The organism is Pararhizobium sp. DWP3-4 (assembly GCF_049898205.1).
Classification (GTDB): Bacteria; Pseudomonadota; Alphaproteobacteria; order Rhizobiales; family Rhizobiaceae; genus Pararhizobium.
This window is the reverse complement of sequence record NZ_JAFCXF010000005.1, coordinates 292,867-318,266: the sequence shown is the minus strand read 5'-3', so window position 1 is coordinate 318,266 and position 25,400 is coordinate 292,867. Positions and strand designations below refer to the sequence as shown.

General features: G+C 58.5%; 15 protein-coding genes and 2 pseudogenes. 9 read left to right on the top strand and 8 right to left on the bottom strand.

Going from position 1 to position 25,400, the window contains the following annotated elements:
• Nucleotides 1–23: 23 nt before the first annotated feature.
• The 6 genes from ACP7E6_RS15435 to ACP7E6_RS15410 all read right to left on the bottom strand — a co-directional run bounded on the left by ACP7E6_RS15435 (nt 24) and on the right by ACP7E6_RS15410 (nt 6,861).
• Nucleotides 24–551, bottom strand: a complete 528-nt coding sequence (locus tag ACP7E6_RS15435; protein ID WP_426230633.1) for a YHS domain-containing (seleno)protein — start codon at nt 549–551, stop codon at nt 24–26.
• A 40-nt stretch (nt 552–591) separates the two neighbouring features.
• Nucleotides 592–1,182 (bottom strand): ankyrin repeat domain-containing protein, encoded by a 591-nt coding sequence (locus ACP7E6_RS15430; RefSeq protein WP_426230631.1) that lies wholly within the window; start codon nt 1,180–1,182, stop codon nt 592–594.
• A 319-nt stretch (nt 1,183–1,501) separates the two neighbouring features.
• Complete coding sequence (locus tag ACP7E6_RS15425) at nt 1,502–1,774, bottom strand: hypothetical protein (RefSeq protein ID WP_426230629.1); 273 nt, start codon at nt 1,772–1,774, stop codon at nt 1,502–1,504.
• A gap of 338 nt (nt 1,775–2,112) precedes the next feature.
• Nucleotides 2,113–4,962 (bottom strand): ATP-binding protein, encoded by a 2,850-nt coding sequence (locus tag ACP7E6_RS15420; protein ID WP_426230627.1) that lies wholly within the window; start codon nt 4,960–4,962, stop codon nt 2,113–2,115.
• Between the two features lie 93 nt (nt 4,963–5,055).
• Nucleotides 5,056–5,475 (bottom strand): Ohr family peroxiredoxin, encoded by a 420-nt coding sequence (locus tag ACP7E6_RS15415; protein ID WP_426230625.1) that lies wholly within the window; start codon nt 5,473–5,475, stop codon nt 5,056–5,058.
• 78 nt (nt 5,476–5,553) lie between these two features.
• The gene (locus ACP7E6_RS15410; RefSeq protein WP_426230623.1) at nt 5,554–6,861 is read right to left on the bottom strand and encodes an epoxide hydrolase family protein; all 1,308 of its coding nucleotides are present in this window, start codon (nt 6,859–6,861) and stop codon (nt 5,554–5,556) included.
• Between the two features lie 327 nt (nt 6,862–7,188).
• Between ACP7E6_RS15410 and ACP7E6_RS15405 the strand changes: the two genes are divergently transcribed.
• Nucleotides 7,189–7,584, top strand: a complete 396-nt coding sequence (locus ACP7E6_RS15405) for an Ohr family peroxiredoxin (RefSeq protein WP_426230621.1) — start codon at nt 7,189–7,191, stop codon at nt 7,582–7,584.
• Nucleotides 7,585–7,689: 105 nt separating this feature from the next.
• A complete protein-coding gene (locus tag ACP7E6_RS15400; protein WP_426230619.1) occupies nt 7,690–8,703 on the top strand; it encodes a DUF3095 family protein in 1,014 nt (337 codons plus the stop codon).
• A gap of 203 nt (nt 8,704–8,906) precedes the next feature.
• On the opposite strand, the gene ACP7E6_RS15395 is transcribed toward ACP7E6_RS15400, so the two are convergent.
• Nucleotides 8,907–10,262: an FAD-containing oxidoreductase gene (locus tag ACP7E6_RS15395; protein WP_426230617.1), complete on the bottom strand. Its 1,356-nt coding sequence runs from the start codon at nt 10,260–10,262 to the stop codon at nt 8,907–8,909.
• 543 nt (nt 10,263–10,805) lie between these two features.
• Here ACP7E6_RS15395 and ACP7E6_RS15390 point away from each other — a divergent pair.
• Together ACP7E6_RS15390 and ACP7E6_RS15385 are read left to right on the top strand one after the other, a co-directional pair.
• Nucleotides 10,806–13,550, top strand: a pseudogene (locus ACP7E6_RS15390) (DUF4347 domain-containing protein); the annotation flags it as partial.
• A gap of 207 nt (nt 13,551–13,757) precedes the next feature.
• A pseudogene (locus ACP7E6_RS15385) lies at nt 13,758–18,692 on the top strand (DUF4082 domain-containing protein); the annotation flags it as partial.
• A gap of 684 nt (nt 18,693–19,376) precedes the next feature.
• On the opposite strand, the gene ACP7E6_RS15380 reads toward ACP7E6_RS15385, so the two are convergent.
• Nucleotides 19,377–19,640: a DUF982 domain-containing protein gene (locus tag ACP7E6_RS15380; RefSeq protein ID WP_426230615.1), complete on the bottom strand. Its 264-nt coding sequence runs from the start codon at nt 19,638–19,640 to the stop codon at nt 19,377–19,379.
• A 333-nt stretch (nt 19,641–19,973) separates the two neighbouring features.
• Between ACP7E6_RS15380 and ACP7E6_RS15375 the strand changes: the two genes are divergently transcribed.
• The 5 genes from ACP7E6_RS15375 (at nt 19,974) to ACP7E6_RS15355 (ending at nt 25,372) form a co-directional block, all read left to right on the top strand.
• The gene (locus ACP7E6_RS15375; protein WP_426230613.1) at nt 19,974–20,894 is read left to right on the top strand and encodes an ArsR/SmtB family transcription factor; all 921 of its coding nucleotides are present in this window, start codon (nt 19,974–19,976) and stop codon (nt 20,892–20,894) included.
• A 114-nt stretch (nt 20,895–21,008) separates the two neighbouring features.
• The gene (locus ACP7E6_RS15370) at nt 21,009–22,517 is read left to right on the top strand and encodes an alpha-N-arabinofuranosidase (protein WP_426230611.1); all 1,509 of its coding nucleotides are present in this window, start codon (nt 21,009–21,011) and stop codon (nt 22,515–22,517) included.
• Nucleotides 22,518–22,544: 27 nt separating this feature from the next.
• Entirely contained in the window at nt 22,545–23,642 is a 1,098-nt protein-coding gene (locus ACP7E6_RS15365) for an ABC transporter ATP-binding protein (protein ID WP_426230609.1), read from the top strand.
• Nucleotides 23,643–24,524, top strand: a complete 882-nt coding sequence (locus tag ACP7E6_RS15360; RefSeq protein ID WP_426230607.1) for a carbohydrate ABC transporter permease — start codon at nt 23,643–23,645, stop codon at nt 24,522–24,524.
• On the top strand, nt 24,521–25,372 hold the full coding sequence (locus ACP7E6_RS15355) for a carbohydrate ABC transporter permease (RefSeq protein ID WP_426230605.1): 852 nt from the start codon (nt 24,521–24,523) through the stop codon (nt 25,370–25,372). Before ACP7E6_RS15360 ends, ACP7E6_RS15355 begins: the two co-directional genes overlap by 4 nt.
• Nucleotides 25,373–25,400: the final 28 nt, after the last annotated feature.

Below are 25,400 nucleotides of genomic sequence, written 5' to 3'. Positions count from 1 at the left end.
CAGGCGAGGAAGCCCACCCATCCTCAGTTCGCACTATTTTGGCGCCAATCCTTCTGCAGCTTTTCCGTCACAAGCGTATGTTGCACCTCGGCCCAATGCTTTTGCGAGTTGATGACTTTCGACGTGTTCTTTTCGAAACCCTCGGCGGCGCCGGGGTCGTAGCTGATGTACAGCTTACCATCGATGATACGCCAGGCCTTCGGGTCGATGTTCGTGGTTACTGTTCCAAGGGATACCCCATCAGCGCAATATCCGCCGTACTGCGGTGCGTATTTAGCAGGGTCGTGCATGAACATCTCACGGTTTCTGGCGCTCGCAAAATGCCAGGTTGCACCGAGCCAATGATGTGAAAACTTCGCCGATCCCTGTACTGCCTCGTTCTGCGTGAAATAGGCGACCGGATCATACCCCTTGATGGCCACGTCACCGAAGTAGCCTGTGTTGACGAGCGGATCTTCCGCCGCAGCGATCGGCACGAAAAATATTGCAATGCCCAGCCCTGCCCATAGCGCCGCTGAGGCAATCCGTCGTATTCGCTTTTCGTAGGTCATGATACACTCCGTGTGCCCGGCCCCGGCACTCAAGCTAGCTTTATTTACGTTTCCTGCACTCGGTGTAGAGCCACTCTCCGACGACACTCGCCTGTTGACAAACGGCTCCCGCTTTCAGGAGTAGGTCTGCTGCATCCCAATGCTCGCGCCAGCCCGCCTGGGTCAACGGCGTGACGCCGTTTCGCTCCTTGGCATCCACAGTCGCATTGTTGGCCAGGAGAAATTCCACCACGTTTGCATGGCCTTCTTCGGCCGCCGCATGAAGCGGCGTCATATGGAAAAAATTCCGGTTATCGTTGACTGTCGCTCCCTCGGCGACGAGCAGCTTCACGACGTCGAGACTTCCGCCATACGCCGCAGCATGAAGGGCAGTCAGCCCGGACTTGTTGCGAACTTCAATATTAGCGCCGCGCTCAAGCAAAACAGCGACGAGCTCCGTATGGCCGGCGAGCGCAGCGAGGATCAGGGGTGGATCGCCCGCGCTGTCGGGTTCCGCCACGTCGATACCCTGATCCAGCAGATGTTTAACGTTCTCGACATCCCCGCTCGAGGACGCCTCGTGCAATGGCCCCGCCGTCGCGGCCGACACCCAGAACGCGAAGCCGAGCACGGAAGTGTAAAGAAATTTCATCACACACCACCCGATCTTGCTACTGTTTGTCGCGAGCTGAGCTTAATATAAGCTATCACGAATACGTCATGGGAACAATGATCGGCGCTGGCATATTGGCCGAAAATGCCCTTGATTGGCCTTTATTACAACCCTGTCTGGCAAGAAGTGTTGCCGCTCGTGGCGGTGCCGGAAGGCAAATAAGACTTGCAAGGACACAACATCATCATCAGTCTGGCAAAGCTTGCTCATCTATTTGATCAAGCAAGCGACCGTACGAAACCCTGATCAGATGTGCCGATAGACCGGACAGGGTAAACGCCTTGCCGATCATGAGGTCCTACAAGCCCCCGTTTGCGTTGAGCCGGAAGTCTTCGGCCCTGCGTCTGGAAATGATCTCAAGCGAGCGATCCGGCTGTATTCGATAGGTCTCGCTCCAATAGTTTCCGCGCTGGTCGTGGAACGTATGAGTAAACGTACTGCCGGCTGGCGACTTGGTCAGTTTGGTTCGAGGCTGCCCACCATAGGTTATGCTCCCGGGAATGGGTTCGAGCGCCACTGTTGTGCAGGCGGCAAAGGCAAGCGCCAACGCCACGAAAACTCCAGTTTTCATCTCAGGATTCCCCTCAATCGTTTACCTCATTTCACCCGCCCCCACGCGATGATGTTCTTGATAATGCGTAAATTCAATATCACTAAAAAAATTAGGAACGAGGATGGAACGGTTCCAGTACGGTTGATGAACTGTTGCGTCGCACTACGGCTTTAGAGGTAACCTGCAACTCTCAAACCATCGTGCGGTTCATGACGTTAGTCGAGTTCCGCTGGGGCAGTCCGGGCTTTTAGACGGTCGGGTGCAAATGACGGCTGTTTGCTGGAAGAAGAAGTTTTTTCAGAGCATCAATGATTTCCCACGAACGCCAGAGCAGACCTGGCGGGATGAGCGATGGGTCAAGACAGTGTTGCCAATAAACGTTTGGCGGCAACCAGATCTGCTGTATCCAAGCCTTCGTCGAACGCTTCGAAGACCGGCTGTAAAAGTGCCCGCGCATCCCTAGACCGGCTGCCGCGCGCCCAGCGTGCGGCAAGATCAGTCGCGGTTCTTAACTCCCAGGCAAGTGCGCCCATTGTCCGGCTTCTTTCCAGTGAATGCATGAAGAATGCTTCCGCATCTTCCGTCAGAGAAGGCGACATCGACAGAAGTAGGTTAGCTCTGATACGCAGCAACTCCGGCAGGTAGCAGAGGTCCCCGTTTCTGTCGACGAGTTCAATCGTTCGGTTGATCCTGACCAGGCCTTCATCGAACTCGCCGATCGCCGCCAATCCCTTAACAAGCGAAATCTCGAGCATGGTCGTGAAAACCTCGTAAGTCGCCGAATGGAGCTTGTCGATACATCGCCGCACCGTCTCGACCCCGAACGTCACGTCCCCTCGGCGGATGGCCAATTCCCCCTGAAAACCTCGGGCTACGGATACATATGGTGACAGGAAGTGCAGCCCCGCGCGCGAGATCAGCCATTCTATATGCTCCTCGGCACTCGGCAGATCGTCTCGCCACAAGAAGACAGCGATACCACCCAGAAGGGCAATGCAAAGCGTGAGCGAATGATCCAGCTTCGCCGCATCGCTGATAGCCTTGCGCGCCTGAATGTTGGCTTGCTCCGGATAGCCTTGCAGCCACAGGTTCCGGGCAAGGATGCCGCCGGCGAGATGCTTGCCTTCGAAGCCGACGTAGCTGGCGGGAGTTCGTTGTGGTCGTGGTTCGCTCCGTGCTGCGGCTTCAAGTTCAGTCCGGGCATTGACGAGATCGCCCGTGAAATGCAGCGAGTTTCCAAGAAAGAAATGCCCCAGTTCAACCGTGGCAGAATCGTCAACCGTTGCTGCGATTTCGGAACACTCACGCGCATAGTGAAGGGCAGCATTGAAATCGCCGATGCGAAGGTTGAACATGCTTAGCGGGCCCAAAACACGTAACCGGTCCAGCGCATTACCCCGTTCTTGCGCAATATGAAGCCCGCGAGTGAGGGCGGCTTGCGACGTTTCGCGGCCGCCTTGCAGATACATCCGTGAAATGCCAAGACCGGCCTGCAGGTGCATTTCCTCGATACTTCCCTTGGATGCATCATCCAGCGCAAGGAGGGCGCGTTCCGACCATCGCTGGCATTCGGGGAAGAGGGCCATCACCTGGAAAACCGGCGCGGCGGCAGCTGCAAGCCTGATGCCGACGCCGATATCGCCATGTTCCCCGAACGACCATTCCAATGCCGCTCGTACATTGTTGATGCTCACGAAATAAGGTAGCCGCTCCGGACCGGTCGATAAAGTCGGCCAATCCGGCCCGAACTGCTCCAGCCAACGTCGATAATACGTGGCATGGCGTGCAGCCAATCCCTCGCGGTCCTCGCTGGTCTGACATTGCAGCGCATAGGCCCGTGTCGTGTCGAGCAGGCGGTAGCGCATCATCGCGCCTACGGGATAGGTGGTGAGCAATGACTTGGCGACAAGATTGTCGATGGCTTCGAAGACGGCGGGGGGATCCATGTCCGATGTGGCAATAACCTCCAGTGCGGCGTCGAGCGTAAAGTCTCCGACGAAAACGGCCAGCCGCCGAAGCACGATACGCTCTGTATCCGTGAGAAGCCCAAAGCTCCAGTCGAGCGTTGCCTGTAGCGTCTTTTGTCGCGGCGGTGCCGTTCGCGATCCAGCCCATCCCAATGTCAAATGCCGATCGAGCAGCATGGCGGTTTGAACGAGACCATAGCTTTCAACGCGACGGGCGGCGAGTTCCAAGGCAAGCGCCATACCATCGAGTTTTCGGCAGATGCTCGCAACGACGCGAACATCCTCGTCGCTGAGATCGAGAAATGCGCCGCTCGCTGCTGCCCGTTCCAAGAACAGCCGCGTTGCCGGAAAGGACAGAACCGCCTCGGTCGAAAGTTCCGGGTCATCCGGTGGGCAGGCGAGGGTGTCGAGCCTGTAAACGCTCTCGGCTTCGATCCTTAAAGCTTCGCGGCTGGTTGCAAGGAGAAATACTTGCGGTGCTGCCTCGACAATAGCTGCCACGAGGTCGGCAATGGCGTCGATCAAATGCTCGCACGTATCAAGTATCAGCATGATCTGCTTGTCGCGCAGATAGGCAATCAGGTTGGGACGCACGTCGTCGGATCCGACCGGCAGGCCGAGCATTGAGGCGATCCCAGCCGCGACCAGACCAGGATCGCTCAACATGCCGTAATCGGCAAACAGAACAGCCCCATTGAATGTCGGCGCGAGATGATGGGCGACCGCCGTCGCCACAGTGGTCTTTCCGACGCCACCGACGCCAACGATGGTGACCATGCGTGCCGTCATCAGCTTTTCCGCCAGTCGAAGGATGTCCTGTTCACGACCAACCATGCGATCAAGCCGGCCAGGCAGTAAGGCGTGACGGAAATCGGACGCTACAGACCCCTGTTGCTTCCGGCCGGAACGTGAAATCGGCGCTACGAAGCAATACCCCCTTCCGGCGACAGTGGTGATATAGCGCGCGCCGTCCTGGCCATCGCCAAGCGCCTTCCTCAACCCTGTCATGTGGAAACGAAGGCTGCCCTCATCGACAATGACATCGGGCCATACGCGAGATATCAGGTCCTTCTTGCCGACGACGACGTTAGGCGCAAGAGTAAGAGCAACAAGCAAGTCCAGGGCACGCGCACCGAGGTCGATCGCAACACCATCCTTCGCAAGGAGCCGTTGGCTGACACTCAAGCGAAACGGACCGAATGATAACTCGTCGGCGGGAATGTCGCTGGCATTGTTCATGGCTCTTGCTCCAGCCGCTGCTCAATCTCCTTATACTTGAACGGCCTCGTTGGCGCCATTAAGGACGTCGGCTCTCCGGACCCGGCGGGCGGCTCACATGATCTTAAACGAAACCTCGACATTGCCCCGCGTGGCCCGTGAAAACGGGCAGATGCGCCGAGCCTCCTCTATCAAAATCGACGCGACGGCGCGTTCCAGTCCCGGAAGTTGGACGACCAGTCGAACGCCGATGACAAATGCACCATCGTTCGACGACAGATCCACTTCCGCGTGGATCCTCACATTAGCGGAAAGGTTCAGTCCGGCCTCTCGAGCCACCTGTAACAAGGAGCTTGCGAAGCTTGCCGACCAACCGGCCGCCATGAGCTGTTCGGGATTGGTCCCGATGCCGCTCGAAGCGGGGTCCGAGAGCCTGATGTCGAGGACGCCGTCCATGCTGCGGGCAACGCCGTTTTCGCGCCCGCCCGTGGTTTCGGTGGTGGCCGTGTAAATCAGATGCATGGTCTTCTTCATGGGACACATCTCTTGGGCCGCAGCGCCCGTTAGAGAAATCGGCGCGCAGAGTGCACGCGCCGAGGCTTCTGCATATTCTCAGCCAGATTTCCGAAGGCTGCGAAAGCCAGCCCGGACTTCATCGGTGAACAATTGTGGTTGCTCCCAAGCCGCAAAATGCCCGCCCTTGGGAAGCTTGTTGTAGTGCACGAGATTCGGATATGCCTTTTCGGCCCAGGCACGCGGTGTCTGGTACAGTTCGTCGGGAAAGACGCTGACGGCGACCGGCACTTTCACCCCCTTCGGGGCAAAGAATGGGAGCTTGTTTTCCCAGTAAAGCCGTGCGGCCGACACGCCCGTATTCGTCAGCCAGAACAGCGTCACGTTGTCGAGGACATCGTCAGGGCTGAGGCCTTCATCCTGGCCATCGAATGATCGTGCGATCATTTCCAAGCTCGCCCTGTCGTGATCGAGCATATAGGTTGCAAGAGCGATTGGAGAGTCCGTCAACCCGGTCAGAGTTTGCGGACGTGTTCCCATCAAAAATGCGTAGTAGACATTCTTGTAGAAGAACACGAGCTCGTCGTACGAGCGCGTTTCTTCATCCGAAAGCCCGAGGGGAGCCGGCGCGCCGGCAAAAGATGCGTTGTTTATTTCGTCGGGAATTGCGCCCGGCATGTTGGTATGAATGCCGAGCAGTTCCGGGGGAGCTTGTACGCCGATCATATCGGTAACGACAGCACCCCAATCGCCGCCCTGCGCCACAAACTGCTTGTAGCCCAGACGCCGCATCAAGGTGATCCAGGCTGTTGCGATGCGTTCCGGCCCCCAGCCGGTCGCTTCCGGCTTTTCCGAGAAGCCGTACCCCGGCAACGACGGGATGACGATATGGAATGCATCCGAAGCACTGCCGCCATGGGCCGTCGGGTCAGTGAGAGGTCCGATGATCTTCAACTGCTCGATGATCGAACCGGGCCAACCATGCGTGACGATGAGCGGAAGCGCATTTTCATGCTTGGAGCGGACATGGATGAAATGGATATCCAGGTCATCGATCTCGGTGATGAAATTCGGCACCGCGTTGATCCGAGCCTCCACCTTGCGCCAGTCGTATTTGTTCTGCCAGTGATCCAACAATTGCCGGGCCGTTTTCAGTGGAACCCCCTGGGAAAAGTCGCTGACCGTTTCTTTCTCAGGCAACCGTGTGTGGGCGAGGCGGTAACGAAGATCGACAAGATCCGCTTCGGGAACATTGACCTGGAACGGGCGGATGGCATCGGATTGCGCCGCTGCCGTCGAATTTGCGGGAAGCAGACTTGCAATACCCAGCGTGGCGATCCCAGACGCCGCGGCACCCAACAGGCGACGACGGCCCTCGTTGATAACGTCAGTCTTGATTGCGGTCATGATCATTCTCCTCGGAAACATTGGATTGAGACTGCACGACTGTGCTGCTCCAAGGGGTACGCCGACGAGAGTAGAGGCACACGTTAGGCGTTGTTAGATGTTCATAGCGGCCTATGCCCGCCGAAAGGAGCGTCGCTCTCCCCCTGCCAAAGCCGGCCCACAAAGCGTTTCAACGTTACATCGGGGGCGCTGTTACTGGAGGCCACTCATGGCGGCTAATGACGACTAACAACGCATAACGTGCGGTTCCTGTCATGGAGGGGTACCTCTTGGGCAGCACAGTTGTGCAGACGATCAATCATCAAAACCAAGAACAGGATATTCGTTATGACCAACAAGGTTCTCTTTACTGGCAAGACGCACAACACTAACGGCCGCGATGGTGGAGCCCGCAGCAGCGACGGTTATCTGGACATCAAGATGAAACAGCCGCATCCTGCCGCCGAAAACCTCTTCGGTGCCGCCTGGTCGGCCTGCTACATGGGGGCCATCGAGGTCGCCGCCTCGCAAAGGCAGATCAAGCTCCCGGCTGGGATCGCCGTCGATGCCGAAATCGATCTCAACGCTGATGATGGCAACTATTTCCTAAGCGCTCGCCTCAACGTCACCGTACCGGAAGTCGATCCTGCAATCGCTCGCGAACTGCTTGAAGCTGCGCACAGCATTTGCCCGTATTCGAAGGCGACACACGGCAATATCAACGTGGTCACCAACCTCGTCTGAACACGGTCTCTCGGGTCTGTCAGCGACAAGCCGGCAGACCCGGCAATTACCGAGCTCATCGTGTCATCCATCATCCCAAGGCGCGAAAAGGTCTGGAGGCTATCCATGTTGAAGTTCCGCATGCAGCGCGAGGCGTACCATGACTTCGCCGAACTGCTCGACACCTCAATCTATCAACCGTTGCCGGAAGACTGGCTTGTCGGAGTAACGGACGTTACCGATTCCAGCTTATCGATCGCGTCTGGCCGCCACAGAGATGTCAATTACGCGGGCGCGTCGATAATCGCAGCGCTGGGAAACGCGTGGAACAGTTTCGACTTTCCATTCGTGTTCCGCGGCGATGGTGCGGCATTCGCCATACCCCCCGAAAGACGTGAAGTCGCGACCTTGGCGCTTCGGCAGACTGCAGCATACGCCCGCGAAAGGCTCCAGTTTGATCTGCGCGCCGGCTTGGTCTCGGTGAAAGAAATCCGCGCAGGCGGACGCGATGTGAAAATAGCGCGCTATGCCGCCTCCACGGCCGCTTCATATGCGATGTTCGCCGGCGGTGGGCTGAATTGGGCTGATCGGCAGATCAAAACCGGAAAGTATGCGATCGCTCCGGGTCCCCAGCATGCGACGCCGGACCTGACTGGATTGACCTGTGAATGGGCACCGATCCCGAGCCAGCACGGCGAAATACTCTCTCTTCTGATAGAACCTTGCGATCATGCGAAGTCGGACGATTTCGCGATGCTGGGAAAGCAGGTTCTCTCGGTTTTTGATGCGGGAGAACGGCAGTCACACCCTGTGCCCAATGATTTAGTCGTCACGAAAGATATAGCAGACGACCTCGGGGGCAGGGCGTGGTCCGATGTTGTCTCGAATTCGGATTATCGCAGGTACGACGATGTCCTGCGTCTCACACTGGACTGCACGGCGGAACAGATCGACATGGTCGAGGCACTTCTCCGCGCCGCCAAACTTCGAGGGCAGGTCAGTTTTGGCCTGCATCGGCAGTCACACGCCTTGATGACCTGCCTGGTGCCCTCCGGCAGTAAAAATTCGCACCTTCATTTCCTGGACGGAATGGGTGGCGGGTACACTAAGGCGGCCGCAATGCTGGAGGCTATGCATTGACCGTCATTCGGCGAAGTGCGCGAATCTCAATCAAGGCCTTCACTACGGAGTGGACCAGGATGTTGTTGATCGTACAGCTGAGGTGGTACGGGGTCGTTCACGCCTTATGACCTCTCGGCGTTGTCCGTTGGCGAATACCTGGGCTAGACGTCCATCGTCGCAGCCACTGGGAAAGACGGCGGTCCGGCTTGTGCCGTCATTTGTTAGCCCAAGCCTCTTAGAAGCGTCGGTATGAGCTCCGACACCGTCGGATGGATTGGAACCGACCACTGGAGATCGGTGTAGCGGGTCCCTGCACTCATGGCATTGATAATACCGTGGATTGCTTCGTCGCCTTCTATGCCGAGTATCGCCGCTCCAAGGATTTGTCCGGTGTCGGCGTCGGCTATCACTTTCATGAAGCCGAGGGTCTCGTCGCGCTCTTTCGCCCGCCCGACCCGGGCCATGGCACGTTTGGAGACATGGATATTGCGGCCTGAGGAGGCTGCTTCCCTCTCCGTCATTCCGACCCGGCCCAGCGGTGGATCAATATAGAGGGCATATGCTGGAATCCGGCTCGACAGTTTGCGGTCTTCACCATCGATAAGGTTGGCGGCAACAATCTCGAAATCATTGTAGGAAGTGTGTGTAAAGGCACCGTGCCCGTTGCAATCGCCGAGCGCCCAAATGCCTGGGACGTTGGTCGCCAGCTTTTCATCGACGACGATGTAGCCGCGTGCATTTATCGCGACCCCCGCGAGATCGAGGCCAAGATCGTCCGTATTCGGCGCGCGCCCGGTCGCCACAAGGACATGACTGGCATCGATCGCGGCGCTATTCAGGGATATCCTTGCCCCGTCGCCGTTTCTGGCAAATGCGATGCTTTCCGCGCCTGTGCGAACGTCAATGCCCTCGATTTCTAGGATTTCCTGAATGGCCTGGGAAACGTCGCTGTCCTCGCGAGATGCGATCTGGGCTCCGCGCTCGATCACCGTGACCTGCGAGCCGAATCGGCGATATATCTGCGCGAACTCCAGGCCAATATAGCTTCCGCCAATGACAGCGAGGTGGCGGGGCAGGGTGTCGAGCTTGAGGATTGAGGTGCTGGTCAAATAATCGATGCTGTGGATTCCCGCTAGGTCAGGAATAACCGGGCGCGCTCCGACATTGACGAAGATCTGCGGGGCAGTGAGGGTCTCGCCATTGACACTGACCCTGTCTGCGGCTTCGAACCGAGCGTGGCCAAAGATCATAGTGACGCCATCCATGGTGCCGAGCCAAGTCCCCAGTCCATCGCGGGCGTCCATGGTTATCCGGTGTGCGCGGCGCTGAACGACCTGCATGTCGACGGATACAGCGCCCGCGATTTTAACGCCCAACTCGGCGCTGCCCCTGCTGACATAAGCCGCGCGGGCACTGGCAACCAGCGCCTTGGTAGGCATGCAGCCCGCATTGACGCAGGTTCCGCCGAGGAACTTTCGTTCAATAAGCGCAACCTTCATGCCGCGCTCGGCCATCCGGGCGGCAAGGGAGGGGCCGGCCTGGCCAGCGCCGATGAAAATCGCGTCAAACCGTTGCATCAGGCTGCTCCCGGCTGTCCGGTCGGTGATCCTCAAGGGTGCGTTTCACCGCAGTGCCCCGCTCAGCGACCAAGCTCGATGGTTACTGCGTTCAGCCGCGCGTACAAACAGGTTGTCGCAACGCCTCGGCTCTCAAAGTTGATTACACCCTCAGTTGACCTCGATCCAGGCCTTGTCAACATCGACCGCGACTGCGGCAATGATGATCGCGCCGTTTTTCAGCGCGAACACAGAACGCGTTTGCCTGTGAGCTCAGGCCTTAGCACCGATTATCCTTAGCCCTGCCGGAAATCCCCCGCGATCCGTCATCACATTGGAGTACGGGCCCGTGCAACACTTACCAACTTTGGAAGCGCCTTGCAGACCGATTGCTAAGGTTTGCGGGCAGGTAAAAGCTGGCAGGATCAATGTTTGTAAAATCGGGGTCCGGCCGGCCTTTTTTTGGGCGAAATCGCCGGCCGCGACCGGGGTGGCGTGAAAAATCCAAGGGTCGTAAGGCTAGGCCGGACGTCCCAACATTGATCCAACTGTCGGGGAATCAGCATGACCAGTTTTCGCGAGATCGCTTTCATCGACCCCGCAGTTGCGGATTCCGAAACGCTGCTTGCCGGTCTCCGTTCGGATGTCGAGTCAGTCATGCTCTCATCCGATGAGCCGGCTCTGACCCAGATGGCGCGGAAACTGGACGGTCGCAGCAATCTCGACGCAATCCACGTGATCGTGCACGGTCGGCCCGGCGAAGTAACCTTTACGGCGGGCGCGGTCTCGTACGAGGCGATCAAGGATGAAACGACCGAGCTTCCTGACTTCAGCACAGCGCTGGGAACGCAAAGTGCCATGCTGATCTGGGCATGCGAGACCGGCGCTGGTGAACGCGGTGCAGCATTCGTCGATGCTCTTGCTGCAAGGACAGGCGTGCGTGTCGCCGCCGCCAGTGGCTTTGTCGGCGCGGAATTCCTCGGTGGAACGTGGTCACTAGATCGCGGGGCCGGACCCGGTCTTGCGCCACTGACACCAGAGGCAATGATGACCTATGCGGGGATCATGGCGACGTTCACCGGGACCACCGGCAACGACACCGCGAATGCAACGACGGGCACCCTTACCGGGTTCTCAGGCGGTACTGTGGCTCAGCTTCAGGACGCCATCGGTGATACTTTCAATGGGGGCAACGGTGCCGACACAATTGTCGCTGGCAGTGGCGACGACACAATCAACCTGGGCAGTGGTCAGTTCGTTGCTGGCGAGTCGATCCAAGGCGGCGCCAATAGCGCCAGCGGCACGCGCGACCAGCTGGTACTGACAGCCGGCGGTACCTTCAATTTTTCGCTTGGCTTGGTTTCGGGCATCGAGACGCTTACCGGAAGCAGCGGCAGCGATAATGTGACGATGACTGCAGCGCAATGGACCGGGTTCATCGCAATGGATTTTGGCAGCGGCTTGCTGACCACCGATGTGCTGAATGTTCTGGCGAGCGGCAACATCTCGGCACTCACCATACCGACGGTCAGCAATGTCGAAACCGGCAATCTCATCGGCACGGCAGGCACCGACACGGTGACACTCAGCGGTGCTCAGCTCGATGCAATCCTCATCGGTACGGGGACAATCAATCTCGGCGCCGGTATTGGCGACACGATCAATCTTACCTCGACCTCGTCCGACCTCAACAACCTCGGAGCGACGAACGCATCCATTCAAGGTGTCGAAGCAATCTCGGCTTCGGGCGCAGCGGCAGGCGTGACCATCGCGCTGACTGGCCAAACCGAAGCGTTCGCTGTTACCGGCAGCAACCAGGCGGATACAATCACCGGTGGGGCCGGTGCCGACACATTAGTTGGCGGTGGCGGCGCCGACACGCTAAACGGCGGGGCAGGCAATGACGCGATCACCTATGACGGCTCGGATGTCTCGATCGCTGGTGGAACCAACACCGACACGCTGATTGTCAATGGTGCAGCGACGATCAACCTATCGTCCGCCGATCAAACCTCCGGCGATACCGCCGTTGTCACGGGGTTCGAAAATGTGAATGCCGGCGGTTCGAGCGCGGCCGTCAGCCTCACCGGGGATGGCAATGCTAACGTGCTGACCGGCGGATCGGCCGCTGACACGATTGTCGGCGGTACGGGGGCGGACACGCTGAACGGCGGGGCAGGCAATGACACGATCACCTACGACGGCTCGGATGTCTCGATCGCTGGCGGAGCCAACACCGACACGTTGATCGTCAACGGCGCGGCGACGATCAACCTATCGTCCGCCGATCAAACCTCCGGCGATACCGCCGTTGTCACCGGTTTCGAAAATGTGAATGCCGGCGGTTCGAGCGCGGCCGTCAGCGTCACCGGCGATGGCAATGCCAACGTGCTGACCGGCGGATCGGCCGCCGACACGATTGTTGGTGGCGCCGGTGCCGACACGCTTAACGGCGGGGCAGGCAATGACACCATCACCTATGACGGCTCGGATGTCTCGATCGCTGGCGGAACCAACACCGACACGCTGATCGTCAACGGCGCGGCAACGATCAACCTTTCGTCCGCCGACCAGAGTTCCGGCGATACCGCCGTTGTCACCGGTTTCGAAAATGTGAATGCTGGCGGTTCGAGCGCGGGCGTAAGCCTCAGCGGCGACGGCAATGCCAACGTGCTTACGGGTGGATTGGCGGCCGACACGATTGTTGGTGGCGCGGGCGCCGACACGCTCAATGGCGGAGCGGGCAACGATACTATCACCTATGACGCCTCCGATGTGTCGATCGGTGGCGGAACCAACACCGACACGCTGATCGTCAACGGCGCGGCAACGATCAACCTGTCGTCCGCCGACCAGAGTTCCGGCGATACCGCCGTTGTCACCGGGTTCGAAAATGTGAATGCTGGCAGTTCGAGCGCGGGCGTAAGCCTCAGCGGCGACGGCAATGCCAACGAACTGACCGGTGGATCGGCGGCCGACACGATTGTTGGTGGCGCGGGCGCCGACACGCTCAATGGCGGAGCGGGCAACGACACGATCACCTATGATGGCTCGGACGTCTCGATCGCCGGTGGAACCAACACCGATACGCTGCTGGTCAATGGTGCCGCGACGATCAACTTGTCGGCAGCGGACCAGAGCTTCGGCGACACTGCAGTTCTGACCGGGTTCGAGAATGTCAATGCCGGCGGATCAAGCGCGGTCGTCAGCCTCACCGGCGATGGTAATGCCAATGTGCTTACCGGTGGAACTGCCGCCGACACAATTGTCGGTGGCGCCGGTGCCGACACGCTGAGCGGTGGAGCGGGCAACGACATGCTCACCTATGACAGCTCCGATGTATCGATCGCCGGGGGAGCGGATCTCGACACGCTGCTGGTCAATGGTGCAGCGACGATAAACCTGTCGTCTACTGACCAGAGTTCCGGGGACACGGCGAACACGTCCGGTTTCGAAAATGTGAATGCGAGCGGGTCGATTGCGACCGTCAGTCTGATCGGCAACAATGGCGTGAACGTGCTCACTGGCGGAGCCGCAAATGACACGCTGAACGGCGGCGCCGGCAACGATACGATCGATGGCGGCGGTGGAACTGGAGACACCGTGGTCTTCAGCGGGGCGTTCGCAAACTATACGATCGCTCTTTCAGGGGCCACCTACACGATTGCCGACAACCGCAGCGGCTCCCCGGATGGCGCCGATACCGTCACCGGTGTCGAGAATTTCCAGTTTTCCGACGGAACACGCACCGCAAGCCAACTCAATCCGCCACCATCCACCCAAAACAAGATCGTCCTAGAAAACCAGAAACAGGGCAATCCGATCAGCGAATGGGGTATCGATGGAGACGGTAGCGCCAACATCCAGGGATTTGCAACCGAGATCAGCACCAATATCGGTCAAACCGTCAGTTTCAAGATCGCGACCGACTCAACCAACTATCGGATCGACATCTACAGACTGGGCTATTATGGCGGCGACGGTGCCCGCAAGGTCACAACGGTCGATGTAAATCTTGCAACCGCACAAATCCAGCCCCACCCAATCGTCGATATGGCGCGCGGCTTGATCGACGCAGGCAATTGGGCCGTCTCGGCAAGTTGGGCGATCCCGCAGGACATGGTATCGGGCCTCTATATCGCTAAGCTCGTCCGTGAGGACGGCACGGAAGGCGCCAGCCAAATCCCCTTCATCGTCCGCGACGACAGCTCGACCAGCGACATCGTTTTCCAGACGTCGGACACCACTTGGCAAGCTTACAATGAATGGGGTGGGGGCAGCCTCTATTTCGGCGACGTGCCGGTCGATCCCGCCGATATGATCGGTTACCTGCCGCCCAATTGCGGTTGCGGGGTAAACTCTATCGGCCGGTCCACCGCGGTGAGCTACAATCGGCCGTTCGTGACCAACACGAGCGTTAAGGGCGGCACGCACGACTTCATTTTCGGGGTAGAGCATTCGGCGATCCGATGGCTCGAGCAAAACGGCTACGACGTTTCCTACATTTCAGGTCTCGACTCGACTCGAAGCGGTAGCCTGCTCCTGAACCACGATGCTTTTCTTTCGGTCGGCCATGACGAATACTGGTCGGCTGAGCAGCGAACCAATGTCGAGGCGGCGCGTGACGCAGGCGTCAATCTTGCCTTTTGGAGCGGCAACGAAGTCTATTGGAAGGTGCGATGGGAAACCAGTATCGACGGTAGCGGCACGCCCTATCGGACCATGGTCACCTACAAGGAAACCTGGGGTGGGACCCCCGATCCGAGCTCAACCGGTACCGGCACCTGGCGGGATCCTCGGTTTGCCGATCCTGGACAGGAGCCCGAAAACTCGCTGACCGGCACCATGTTTACGGTGGACAGCTATCGGCTGGACACGATCACCATACCCTACGACTATTCCAACTTGCGGTTTTGGCGCAACACCGACGTTGCCGAGCTGCAGCCAGGGCAGACTTACTCTTTGGTCCAGAATCTGCTCGGCTACGAGTGGGACTCCGACGTCGAAAACGGCTTCCGGCCCGCCGGGCTGATCAACATGTCGTTGTCGACGGTATCAGTCGAAACTTATCTGCGCGATTACGGCACGTCGATCGGCCCCGCCGATGTGACGCACAGCCTGACGATGTATCGGGCGGAGAGTGGCGCGCTTGTTTTCGGAGCGGGTACTGTTTTCTGGTCCTGGGGACTTGATGCCAACCACGAGGGTGCAACCACGCCAACAGATCCGAATGTGCAGCAGGCGATGGTCAACATGTTTGCCGACATGGGGATTCAGCCCGGGACGCTCGATGCAAGCCTGATCATGGCGTCGCAATCAACCGATACGATCAAGCCGACCTCGACCATTACCTCTCCGATTTTCGGCGCGAGCTTCGTTGAGGGACAGAAAGTCACGGTCACCGGTAGCGCTCAGGATCTTGGCGGCGGCATTGTCGCAGGTGTGGAGGTGTCTCTTGACGGAGGCCAGAGCTGGTGGAAAGCCACGGGCCGTGAGGCCTGGAGCTACAGCTGGGTCGTGCAGGCATCCGGGTCCTACAGCATCATGTCGCGGGCGGTGGACGACAGCCTCAACCTTGGCAATCCGTCGGCAAGCACTCAGGTGACTGTCAACCTGCCTTCAACATCGAGCATTTGGACCCTTGCCAGCAAACCACAAGTCGAAACCAATCTTGACCGGGATGGTGTCGAACTTGGCGTCCGCTTTAAGGCGGCGACGGACGGTGTCATAAACGGCATACGTTTCTATAAGGGGTTCTACAATGTCGGTCAGCACGTGGTTAATCTGTGGACGTCCACCGGTACCCTCATCGCCACCGGCACGTCCTCCATCGAACCCATAAGCGGCTGGCAGACGGTGTCGTTCGCCAATCCGGTGCGGATCACTCCCGGAACGACATATGTCGCGTCCTATCACACAGGCGGATACTATTCGTCGAATGACAACTATTTCGCGTCAAGCTACACGAACAACCTGCTCACGGTGGAGGCGGGTGGCGGTGTCTATGCCTATACCAGCAACAGCAACGGATTGTTTCCAGGAAACAGTTCCAATGCAAACTATTGGGTCGATGTTGTTTTCGCGCCGGATCCAAACCTTGCTCCGACGGCGGCGAATGATTCGGGGTTCTCGGTCGGGAAGAACGGTACACTGCCAATCTCCTTCACCGCGCTGGTAGCCAACGATAGCGATCCGAATAACGACCCGCTCACTGTCAGTGCAGTCGGCAACGCCACCCACGGGACCGTGGCGCTCGACACCCAGACAGGCAATGTCATCTACACGCCGAATGCCGACTATAGCGGTCCGGCAAGCTTTTCCTACACCGCTTCGGACGGACGTGGCGGCACGGCGACCGCTAACGTCTCTCTGACAATTGGACCCGACCCCGCCGGGGCGTCGCTGTTCCAATGGACCGAAGGGCCAACGGGGCCGGCGGTCAGTGACACCCAGCCGCTGGAGCTTGGGATGAAGTTCACTGCCTCCGTGGTTGGAACGATCACTGGCATACGCTTCTACAAGCCGGCAAGCGCCACCGGAATTCACACCGGTTCGTTATGGTCATCGACGGGGACACTGCTGGCAACCGTTAACTTCACCAACGAATCGACCAGCGGCTGGCAGGCCGCGACATTTTCCAATCCTGTAGCGATTACGGCGGGCACGACCTATGTCGCCTCCTACCACACCTCAGGGGTCTATGCGGCCACTGCAAATTATTTCACAACCGCAAAGGCCAATGGGTCGCTGACTGCCCCCTCATCGGCGACAAGCGGTGGCAACGGCCTCTATGTTTCCTCCTCGGGCACAGCGTTTCCGACGGCGAGCTACCAGTCCACTAACTATTGGGTGGACGTTGTCTACAACCGCTCGACCGTCAACACGGTGCCGATTGCGGGCAATGACAATGGCTTTACGGTGTCCAACAGCAACTCGATTTCGATTGCCGCCGCTACTCTGCTTGCCAACGACAGCGACCCTGACGGGGATCCGCTGACGATCACCGCTGTGGGCGGCGCCACAAATGGCACTGTGGCCTTCAACAGCCAGACCAACACGGCGACGTTTACCCCGACATCGGGCTATATCGGCCCGGCAAGCTTTTCCTACACCATATCGGATGGCCGGGGTGGAACGGCGTCTTCCGTCGTAAGCCTGACCGTGGGCCAATCGGCAACAACGCTCAACCTGTTTTCTTCCTCCAACGCACCGAGCACGGCTTCCAACGATCCCGGCTCCGTGGAGCTGGGTGTGAAATTTACCGCCTCCTCTGCCGGTTTGATAACCGGACTGCGTTACTACAAGAGCGCCTTGGACACGGGCACGCATACTGGCTCGTTGTGGACAAACGGTGGAAGCCTGCTTGCCTCTGCGACCTTTAGCAATGAGAGTGCCAGCGGCTGGCAGACTGTAACCTTTACTCAGCCAGTCGCGGTTTCTTCAGGGGCGACCTACATCGCCAGCTATCATTCAAACGGCTATTATGGCGTGACGCCCAACTTTTTCGCAACCAGCTATACGAACGGTCCGTTGACTGCACCATCCAGCGGGGGGAGCGGCGGAAATGGTGTCTTTGCCTATGGTACAAACAGCCTTTTCCCGACAGCCACCTACAATGCAACAAACTACTGGGTTGATGTCCTCTACGAGCAGGCGACGGGGAACCTGAGTCCTGTGGCCCTCGACGATTCAGGGTTCTCCACACCATTTAACACCGCGTTTTCCGTACAGGCGAGCACACTGCTCGCCAATGACAGCGACCCTAATGGCGATCCGATGGTCATTACCGGGGCCGGAAATGCGGTGAACGGCACCGTTGCCTTCGACACACAGTCGAGTGCCGTCACCTTCACGCCGACGAGCGGCTACTCCGGCCCTGCAAGCTTTACATACTCGATTTCCGACGGGCAGGGCGGATCCGACACCGGCCAAGTATCGCTCGCCGTCGTTCCCCAAGGCGAGCAGACCCTGTTTTCATCGGCCAGCACGCCGGCGACTACGACCGTCAATGACCCCGGCGATGTCAATCTCGGCATGAAGTTCCAGGCGGATGTGGCCGGCTGGATCACCGGAATCCGCTTCTACAAGGGTGCGAGCAACACGGGTCCACATACCGGCTATCTCTGGACATCAACGGGCAACCTTCTCGCAAGCGCGACCTTTTCCAACGAGAGCACGAGCGGCTGGCAGTCGACCAATCTGGCTCAGCAGGTCGAGATTCAAGCCAACACAACCTATGTCGTCTCCTACAGTACCAATGGTTTTTATTCGGCGACGAGCAACTTCTTTGGTTCCGAGGTCTCAAACAACAATCTGCACGCGCTGTCGTCGGCGCTCAGCGGCGGCAACGGGGTGTATGACTATGGGGCGGCTGGGGTGTTTCCGACCAGCAGCTTCAACAGCACAAACTATTATGTGGATGTGGCCTTCAAACCGCAACTGGCAGCATAGCGGCAGGCCCCAATAGGACAGGCGACCGAGGTTGATGGAGCATTCTGTCAACCACGAACCTTATGTCGGGAGGTATGATCAAATCATCCTTCCGACGTTAAGATCAAGCGGATGCGCCTCGCGGTCGACGGCCTGAACCTGGGCCGATATCATGCCAGGGGACCATACGCTGATCCAAGCCTTGCCTTAATTAGTTAATCAGACGTCCGCGTGTGGCTGTATCACCGCACAACGGTCAGCAACCGGCATCGGATCCGACGCATAAGCAAGTCATCGCAGACATTGAGCGAAGTTGAGCTTGCCCATTCGTCTTGAGGTGCTTTAGCTCCCAATGCCATTGCCGAACACAATGACGTCGGCGGCGATGGGTCAGCATTGTGATCGCTCCATCGTTCTTGCGGCCGACGTTCTCCTCGCGCAGGGCTTTATCATCCGCGCAGTTGTCGCAGGAATGCTCGCCAAAAATCCGTTTAGCTGATGTCCTGCAATACATCACCGATACTCGGATCGTCCGGACCGGGTTCCGGCAGATCATCGGGAAGCCGACCCGGGTCAGGCTCTGGATCCAGACCCGGGTTAACCGGCGGCAGGTCCGGTACATCGACTGGCTGGACCGGTGGAGTTGGACCAGGGAGGTCGGGACCGGGATTTACAGGAAGTGTCATAGTCAAATCCTCTGCCTGCTCAATTTGCGCGAAGCTCTTGGTCCATCGTTGCTGCGACGAATGCTTGACGAGCCTGTTCCGGCGTCATCTTGCGTTCGAGCGCCAAACGACAGCAACGGGCAGCATTCGCAGTAATGTTGCTGTGGGGACCGACAATATGCCTGTTCAATATTTCGAAGCCTTGCAGCGGACCGCAGACTTTTCTTTCGATGCCGCCACGGAGCCTGATGGTCACCGGCTGCCACTGAATTTCGGTTGGGTTACAGATTTCATTCGGGTGCATATCAGTCCTCCCAAAGACGTTAATGGCACAAAACTAATATTCACGAATTTTTGTTCCATCGGAGTGCGGTCAATAGTCGATCAACTTTCAAACAATCAACTCGGGTGTTCTAACCAGTGGCGTTTACACGCCGAAATTGGTCCGAAATGCCGCATCATGCGGAATTGAATTAGAGTTTGCCTTGATGACCGCTCGCTTCCCTAATCTTCGTCGAGGGGAAACGGTTCACGGTCATCTCCGCCTCTCCGGGCGTGCACTATGATGAGAACCTCTCCAACCATTGATCATATCTATTTATCTGATACAAATCAGGTTCGCAGTTGGGGAGGGTATATGACCACGCGATTTCTGATGATCGGTCCAGAGGACGGGAAGGAAGTGCTCAAATGTCTGGCGGCACCAGCGCGGCTCTCCATGCTGGAACTTCTGCATGCCCGGGGACCGCTTAACGTCAACGAAATTGCCGAGGCACTCGATCTGCCGCAATCGACCACATCGACCCACCTGAACCTTTTGGAGGAGGCAGGTCTCATACGCACCGAGGTTTCCAAAGCGCGCAAGGGCAGTCAGAAGGTCTGTCATGCCGTCCACGAGGAAATCGTTCTTTCCTTTGCAAGCCCGGCCAAGACCGGTCAGGAGGTGATCGAGGTCGCCATGCCGGTTGGCCTCTACAGCGGCTACGAGGTCGCGGCCCCCTGCGGCATGTGCTCGCGTGAGGGAATTATCGGTTATCTCGACAGCCCTGACACGTTCCTTGCCCCCGATCGGATGAAGGCAGGGCTTCTATGGTTTACAAGAGGGTATGTCGAATACCAGTTCCCAAACAATGCTCGCATCAAGGGCGCCGAGGTCAAGGAACTGGAGGTCGTGCTGGAGCTTTCATCAGAGGTGCCCGGTACCTCCGACAACTGGCCGTCCGACATTACGCTCTCCATCAACGGCACCGGCATCGGCGCCTGGACCTCACCCGGTGACTTCGGCGACAGGCGCGGGAAATACACGCCGGACTGGTGGAAGCTGAGAGGCAGCCAGTACGGCGTTCTCAAGTATTTTCGCGTGACCGACAACGGTACCTTCGTCGACGGCATCCGGATTTCCGATGCAAGCCTGGCTGACCTCAACCTGCTCGAGCACCGCTCGATCCGGCTGCGCATCGAGGTGCCAGAGACTGCAGAGCATCCCGGCGGCATCAATATCTTCGGCCGGGGTTTTGGCAATTACGACCAGGATATTGTCCTGCGCCTTAAAACCTGACGCATCCGACTTTCCCCTCGATCCACTGCAGGCGGGTTGACGCCTGGGCAATCACGTGTATTGTATCAGACAAAAGGATATATATCTGATATTCAGATATAAAGGGAGGACTACATGCGCGCAGCCGGCACCGTTCACAGCGGTTACGTCATCGGTACGATTGACCCACGTCTCTACGGCTCCTTCGTTGAGCATCTGGGCCGGGCCGTCTATTCGGGTATTTATGAACCGGATCATCCGACCGCTGACAAGAACGGCATGCGTCAAGACGTTATCGACCTTGTGCGGGAAGCCGATGTTCCGATCGTCCGCTATCCCGGCGGTAATTTCGTTTCGGCCTATGATTGGGAAGATGGCATCGGACCGCGCGAGGAGCGTCCTGTGCGCCTTGATCTCGCCTGGCACAGCTCGGAGAGCAACCAGGTCGGCATCCACGAATTCGCCGATTGGGCGGAAGCTGCCAATACCGACATGATGCTGGCAGTCAACCTCGGTTCGCGCGGTCTGGATTCGGCTCGTGCCTTCCTCGAATACGTTAATCATCCGGGCGGCAGCTACTGGTCTGACCTTCGCCGCAAGAATGGCCGCGAACAGCCCTGGAACGTCAAGATGTGGTGCCTTGGCAACGAGATGGACGGCCCTTGGCAGATCGGCCAGAAAACCGCTGAGGAATATGGCCGCATCGCATTCGAGACCGCCAAGGCAATGCGCGCCTTTGACAAGTCTATCGAGCTTGTTGTCTGTGGTTCGTCGTCGCCGAAAATGACGACTTATCCGGCCTGGGAAGCAACAGTTCTCGATTATACCTACGATTCTATCGATTATATCAGCCTGCACATGTATTTCGACAACCATGCCGGCAACACCGCAGACTACTTGGCGCAGAACGCCCGCCTTGATGATTACATCGCCACGATCGCTGGCGTGATTACCTATACCAAGGCCAAGAAGCGCTCGAAGAAGGATGTCTATATCAGCTTCGACGAGTGGAACGTGTGGTACCATTCCCGCGAAGCCGACCGGAAGGTTCTTGAGGGCAATGAGGGTTGGCCGCATGCGCCGGCGCTTCTCGAAGACATCTATAATTTCGAGGATGTGCTGCAGGTTGGCTGCATCCTGAATACATTCATCCGCCGCTCGGACGTAGTGAAGGTCGGCTGCCTTGCCCAGCTCGTAAACGTCATTGCGCCGATCATGACTGTTCCCGGCGGGCCGGCCTGGCGCCAGACGACGTTCTTTCCCTACGCCTACGCCTCGCGCTACGGCCGCGGCAAGGCGCTGCAGCTCTCGCTGGATTGCCCAAGCTATTCCACGGACTTCGCCGACAAGGTCGCATATCTCGACATTTCCGCTGTCGAGACGGAGACCGATAGCGCGCTCACCTTTTTCATCGTAAACCGCCATCAGACGGAAATGATCGAACTTGATCTTTCGCTGGAGGGCTTTGGCGACCGCAAGGTAATCATGGACAAAGTCATGGAGGGGCACGACCTTCGCGCCGTCAACGGTCCGGGAGATGAAGCTATCGAGCCACGCGAGGGCTCGGGCACATCCGCCACCGGCCGCCGTCTCGTCGCCGCCATCGCGCCGTTGAGCTACCGGATGATCCGGCTCGGCGCGTAAGACGGCATCACGACGGGAGGAGGAACCATGTCGGCATCGATCGAAATTACCAACGTTTCCAAACGCTACGGCGCGCTAAGCGTGCTCGACGACATTTCGCTTTCCATCGAGGCGGGCGAATTCGTCGTCTTCCTCGGTCCCTCGGGCTGCGGAAAATCCACGCTTCTGCGGATGATCGCAGGGCTTGAGGATGTAACGGATGGGACGATTTCGGTCGGCGACCAACGGGTCGATACGTTGCCGCCGGGCAAGCGCGGCGTCGCCATGGTCTTCCAGTCCTACGCGCTCTATCCGCATATGACGGTTGCGCAGAACATGTCCTTTGGCCTCGAAAACATCGGCCTGCCAAAGGACGAGATCGAGCGGCGCGTCCAGCAGGCCGCAGCGACGCTCGAAATCGCGCACCTTCTCGAGCGCAGGCCGGCAAAGCTGTCGGGCGGCCAGCGCCAGCGGGTGGCGATCGGCCGCGCCATCGTCAAGGAACCGAAAGCCTTCCTGTTCGACGAACCTCTGTCGAACCTCGATGCGGCCCTGCGTGGCCGCACCCGGCTGGAACTCGCCCAGCTCCACGCCCGGCTTGGAAGCACGATGATCTTCGTCACGCATGACCAGGTGGAAGCCATGACCTTGGCTGATCGCATCGTCATCATGCACAACCGCAAGATCGAGCAGATCGGCACGCCGATGGAAATCTATCGCCATCCGGCAAGCCGCTTCGTCGCAGGGTTCGTCGGCTCGCCGGCGATGAATTTCGTGCCTTTGAAAAGCGTGATCGACAATGGCGTTAGCTTGACGATCGCCACCAGCGGCCTTGGCAATGTCAATGCAGCCTTCCGGTTGCCCGCAGGTTTTTCGCCGGATGGTGCAAGCCTCGGCATTCGCGCCGAGGACGTTACTGTTCTGACTGCAGGGCAGACCGGCATCGCGCTCACAGCCGAGGTCATCGAACGGCTGGGTGATCGCACGCTCATCTATGGCCATTTGGCCGATGGCACAAAACTGACCGCAGAAGCAGATGGCCGCAGCGAAGCGCGCGGTGGCGATACGCTGCAGATAGCGCTTGATACAACGGCCATTCATCTTTTCGACGCGGCTGGCATCGCTCATCACTCGGGGGGCGAATGAATGGCCGAGAGTTATCGCCGCAGCCAGTGGAGCAATGGTCTCTTCATCCTTCCCTATCTGTCCGTCTTTGCGGTTCTGCTGATCTTTCCGCTCTTCTGGGGCGCGTGGCTGAGCCTGCACAAAGTTGATCTCTTCGGCCCGGGCCGTTTCGTCGGTTTTGGAAACTATGCGCGCGTGCTGGCCGACCCCGTCTTCATGCAGGCCCTGCGCAATAGCATCATCTTCGTGCTGGTGAGCGTTCCCACGCTGGTGGCGCTCGGCCTGTTTCTGGCCCTTGCGCTCAACAAGACAACGCGGACAACCTCGTTCCTGCGCGGCCTGTTCTTCTCCTCGTCCGTACTGTCGGTGACGATTGTAACGTTGATCTGGCGTTTCGTTTTCATTCCGGGCGACGGTCTTCTGGCGGTCGTCTCCGAGCAATTCGGGATCGAGCCGGTCAATTTTCTGTCGACGAGCGGCTGGTCGCTATTTTCCGTCGGCGTCGCCACCGTCTGGTGGTGCCTCGGTCTTCCGATGATGCTGTTTCTCGCTGCCCTGCAGCAGATTCCCAACGACCTCTATGAAGCAGCAGCTCTCGACAATGCCAGCCCCTGGCGAGTGCTCATTCGCGTCACCTTGCCGTCGATCGCCCGCACCATCATGCTGGTGACGATCATCCAGATCGTCATGCAGTTCCAGCTGTTCGGACAGGCGCAAATCATGACCAATGGCGGCCCGAACGGGACATCCCGCCCGCTTGTCATGTACATCTATGAGGTCGGCTTCGTGCGCTGGGATGTCGGCAAGGCGGCAGCGGCTTCCGAATTTCTGTTCCTGATCATCCTCGTGGCAGCGATGGCGCAGTACGTCGTCTCCACCCGCAAGTCGGAGGCCTCCGAATGAGCGCGGATCCATCAACCTATCGTCCCGAAGCCTTGACCGGCAATCGAACCCTGCTGGCAATCGCTATTGCACTCTCCGTTGCCATGATGGCGCCCGTTGCCTGGCTCGTCGGTCTCTCGATCAAGGACAATAAGGAACTGATGCTCGGAACGGAATCCGTTTTCGAGTTGCCCTACACGGTCGTCAACTACATCAATATCATCCACTCATCGCAAGCTTTCGGGTGGTTCTTCAACAGCCTCGTGGTGGCGATCGGACAAACGGCTGGCGTACTCGTCCTGGCATCGCTTGCCGGATACGCCTTTGCCCGCCTCGAATTTCCGTTCCGGCGGACGATCTTCGTCATCGTGCTCTTTGGCCTTGCCGTGCCGGAGCAGGCCGTCATCATCGCCCGCCACCAGATGTTCAACTGGTTTGGCCTGCATAACTCCTATATCGGGCTGATGCTGCCGGGGATGTCGTCGGCCTTCGGGGTGTTTTTGATGACCCAGTTCTTCAAGGCGATCCCCAAGGAGATCGACGAGGCGGCCCTTCTCGACAATGCCTCCCCCTTGCGGATCTTCTGGAAAGTGCTCTTGCCGCTGACACTGCCGGCCCAGGCGACACTCGGCATCTTCACCTTCCTGCATGCCTGGAACGACTACTGGTGGCCGCTGATCTCTGCGACGCGCAAAGAGATGTTCACGCTTACCATCGGCATCGCTTCGTCCCAGACCAATTTCGCCCAGAGTGAAGGGCTTGGTTTCCTCAGCGCCCAGGCGGTCTTTGCCAGCCTGCCAGTGCTGATCGTCTACGTGATTTTCCAGCGCCATATCGTCACCGCGGTTTCGGGCGGCGCTGTGAAGTGACTGTTGCTGCGGCCGGGAGGGAATGGCC

Bases quoted from the DNA above. Each gene is read 5' to 3' on its own strand.
- ACP7E6_RS15370 (WP_426230611.1), top strand. From the start codon at position 21,009: ATGCGCGCAGCCGGCACCGTTCACAGCGGTTACGTCATCGGTACGATT.
- ACP7E6_RS15435 (WP_426230633.1), bottom strand. From the start codon at position 551: ATGACCTACGAAAAGCGAATACGACGGATTGCCTCAGCGGCGCTATGG.
- ACP7E6_RS15410 (WP_426230623.1), bottom strand. From the start codon at position 6,861: ATGACCGCAATCAAGACTGACGTTATCAACGAGGGCCGTCGTCGCCTG.
- ACP7E6_RS15405 (WP_426230621.1), top strand. From the start codon at position 7,189: ATGACCAACAAGGTTCTCTTTACTGGCAAGACGCACAACACTAACGGC.
- ACP7E6_RS15375 (WP_426230613.1), top strand. From the start codon at position 19,974: ATGACCACGCGATTTCTGATGATCGGTCCAGAGGACGGGAAGGAAGTG.
- ACP7E6_RS15420 (WP_426230627.1), bottom strand. From the start codon at position 4,962: ATGAACAATGCCAGCGACATTCCCGCCGACGAGTTATCATTCGGTCCG.
- ACP7E6_RS15365 (WP_426230609.1), top strand. From the start codon at position 22,545: ATGTCGGCATCGATCGAAATTACCAACGTTTCCAAACGCTACGGCGCG.
- ACP7E6_RS15380 (WP_426230615.1), bottom strand. From the start codon at position 19,640: ATGCACCCGAATGAAATCTGTAACCCAACCGAAATTCAGTGGCAGCCG.
- ACP7E6_RS15425 (WP_426230629.1), bottom strand. From the start codon at position 1,774: ATGAAAACTGGAGTTTTCGTGGCGTTGGCGCTTGCCTTTGCCGCCTGC.
- ACP7E6_RS15360 (WP_426230607.1), top strand. From the start codon at position 23,643: ATGGCCGAGAGTTATCGCCGCAGCCAGTGGAGCAATGGTCTCTTCATC.
- ACP7E6_RS15395 (WP_426230617.1), bottom strand. From the start codon at position 10,262: ATGCAACGGTTTGACGCGATTTTCATCGGCGCTGGCCAGGCCGGCCCC.
- ACP7E6_RS15415 (WP_426230625.1), bottom strand. From the start codon at position 5,475: ATGAAGAAGACCATGCATCTGATTTACACGGCCACCACCGAAACCACG.
- ACP7E6_RS15355 (WP_426230605.1), top strand. From the start codon at position 24,521: ATGAGCGCGGATCCATCAACCTATCGTCCCGAAGCCTTGACCGGCAAT.
- ACP7E6_RS15400 (WP_426230619.1), top strand. From the start codon at position 7,690: ATGTTGAAGTTCCGCATGCAGCGCGAGGCGTACCATGACTTCGCCGAA.
- ACP7E6_RS15430 (WP_426230631.1), bottom strand. From the start codon at position 1,182: ATGAAATTTCTTTACACTTCCGTGCTCGGCTTCGCGTTCTGGGTGTCG.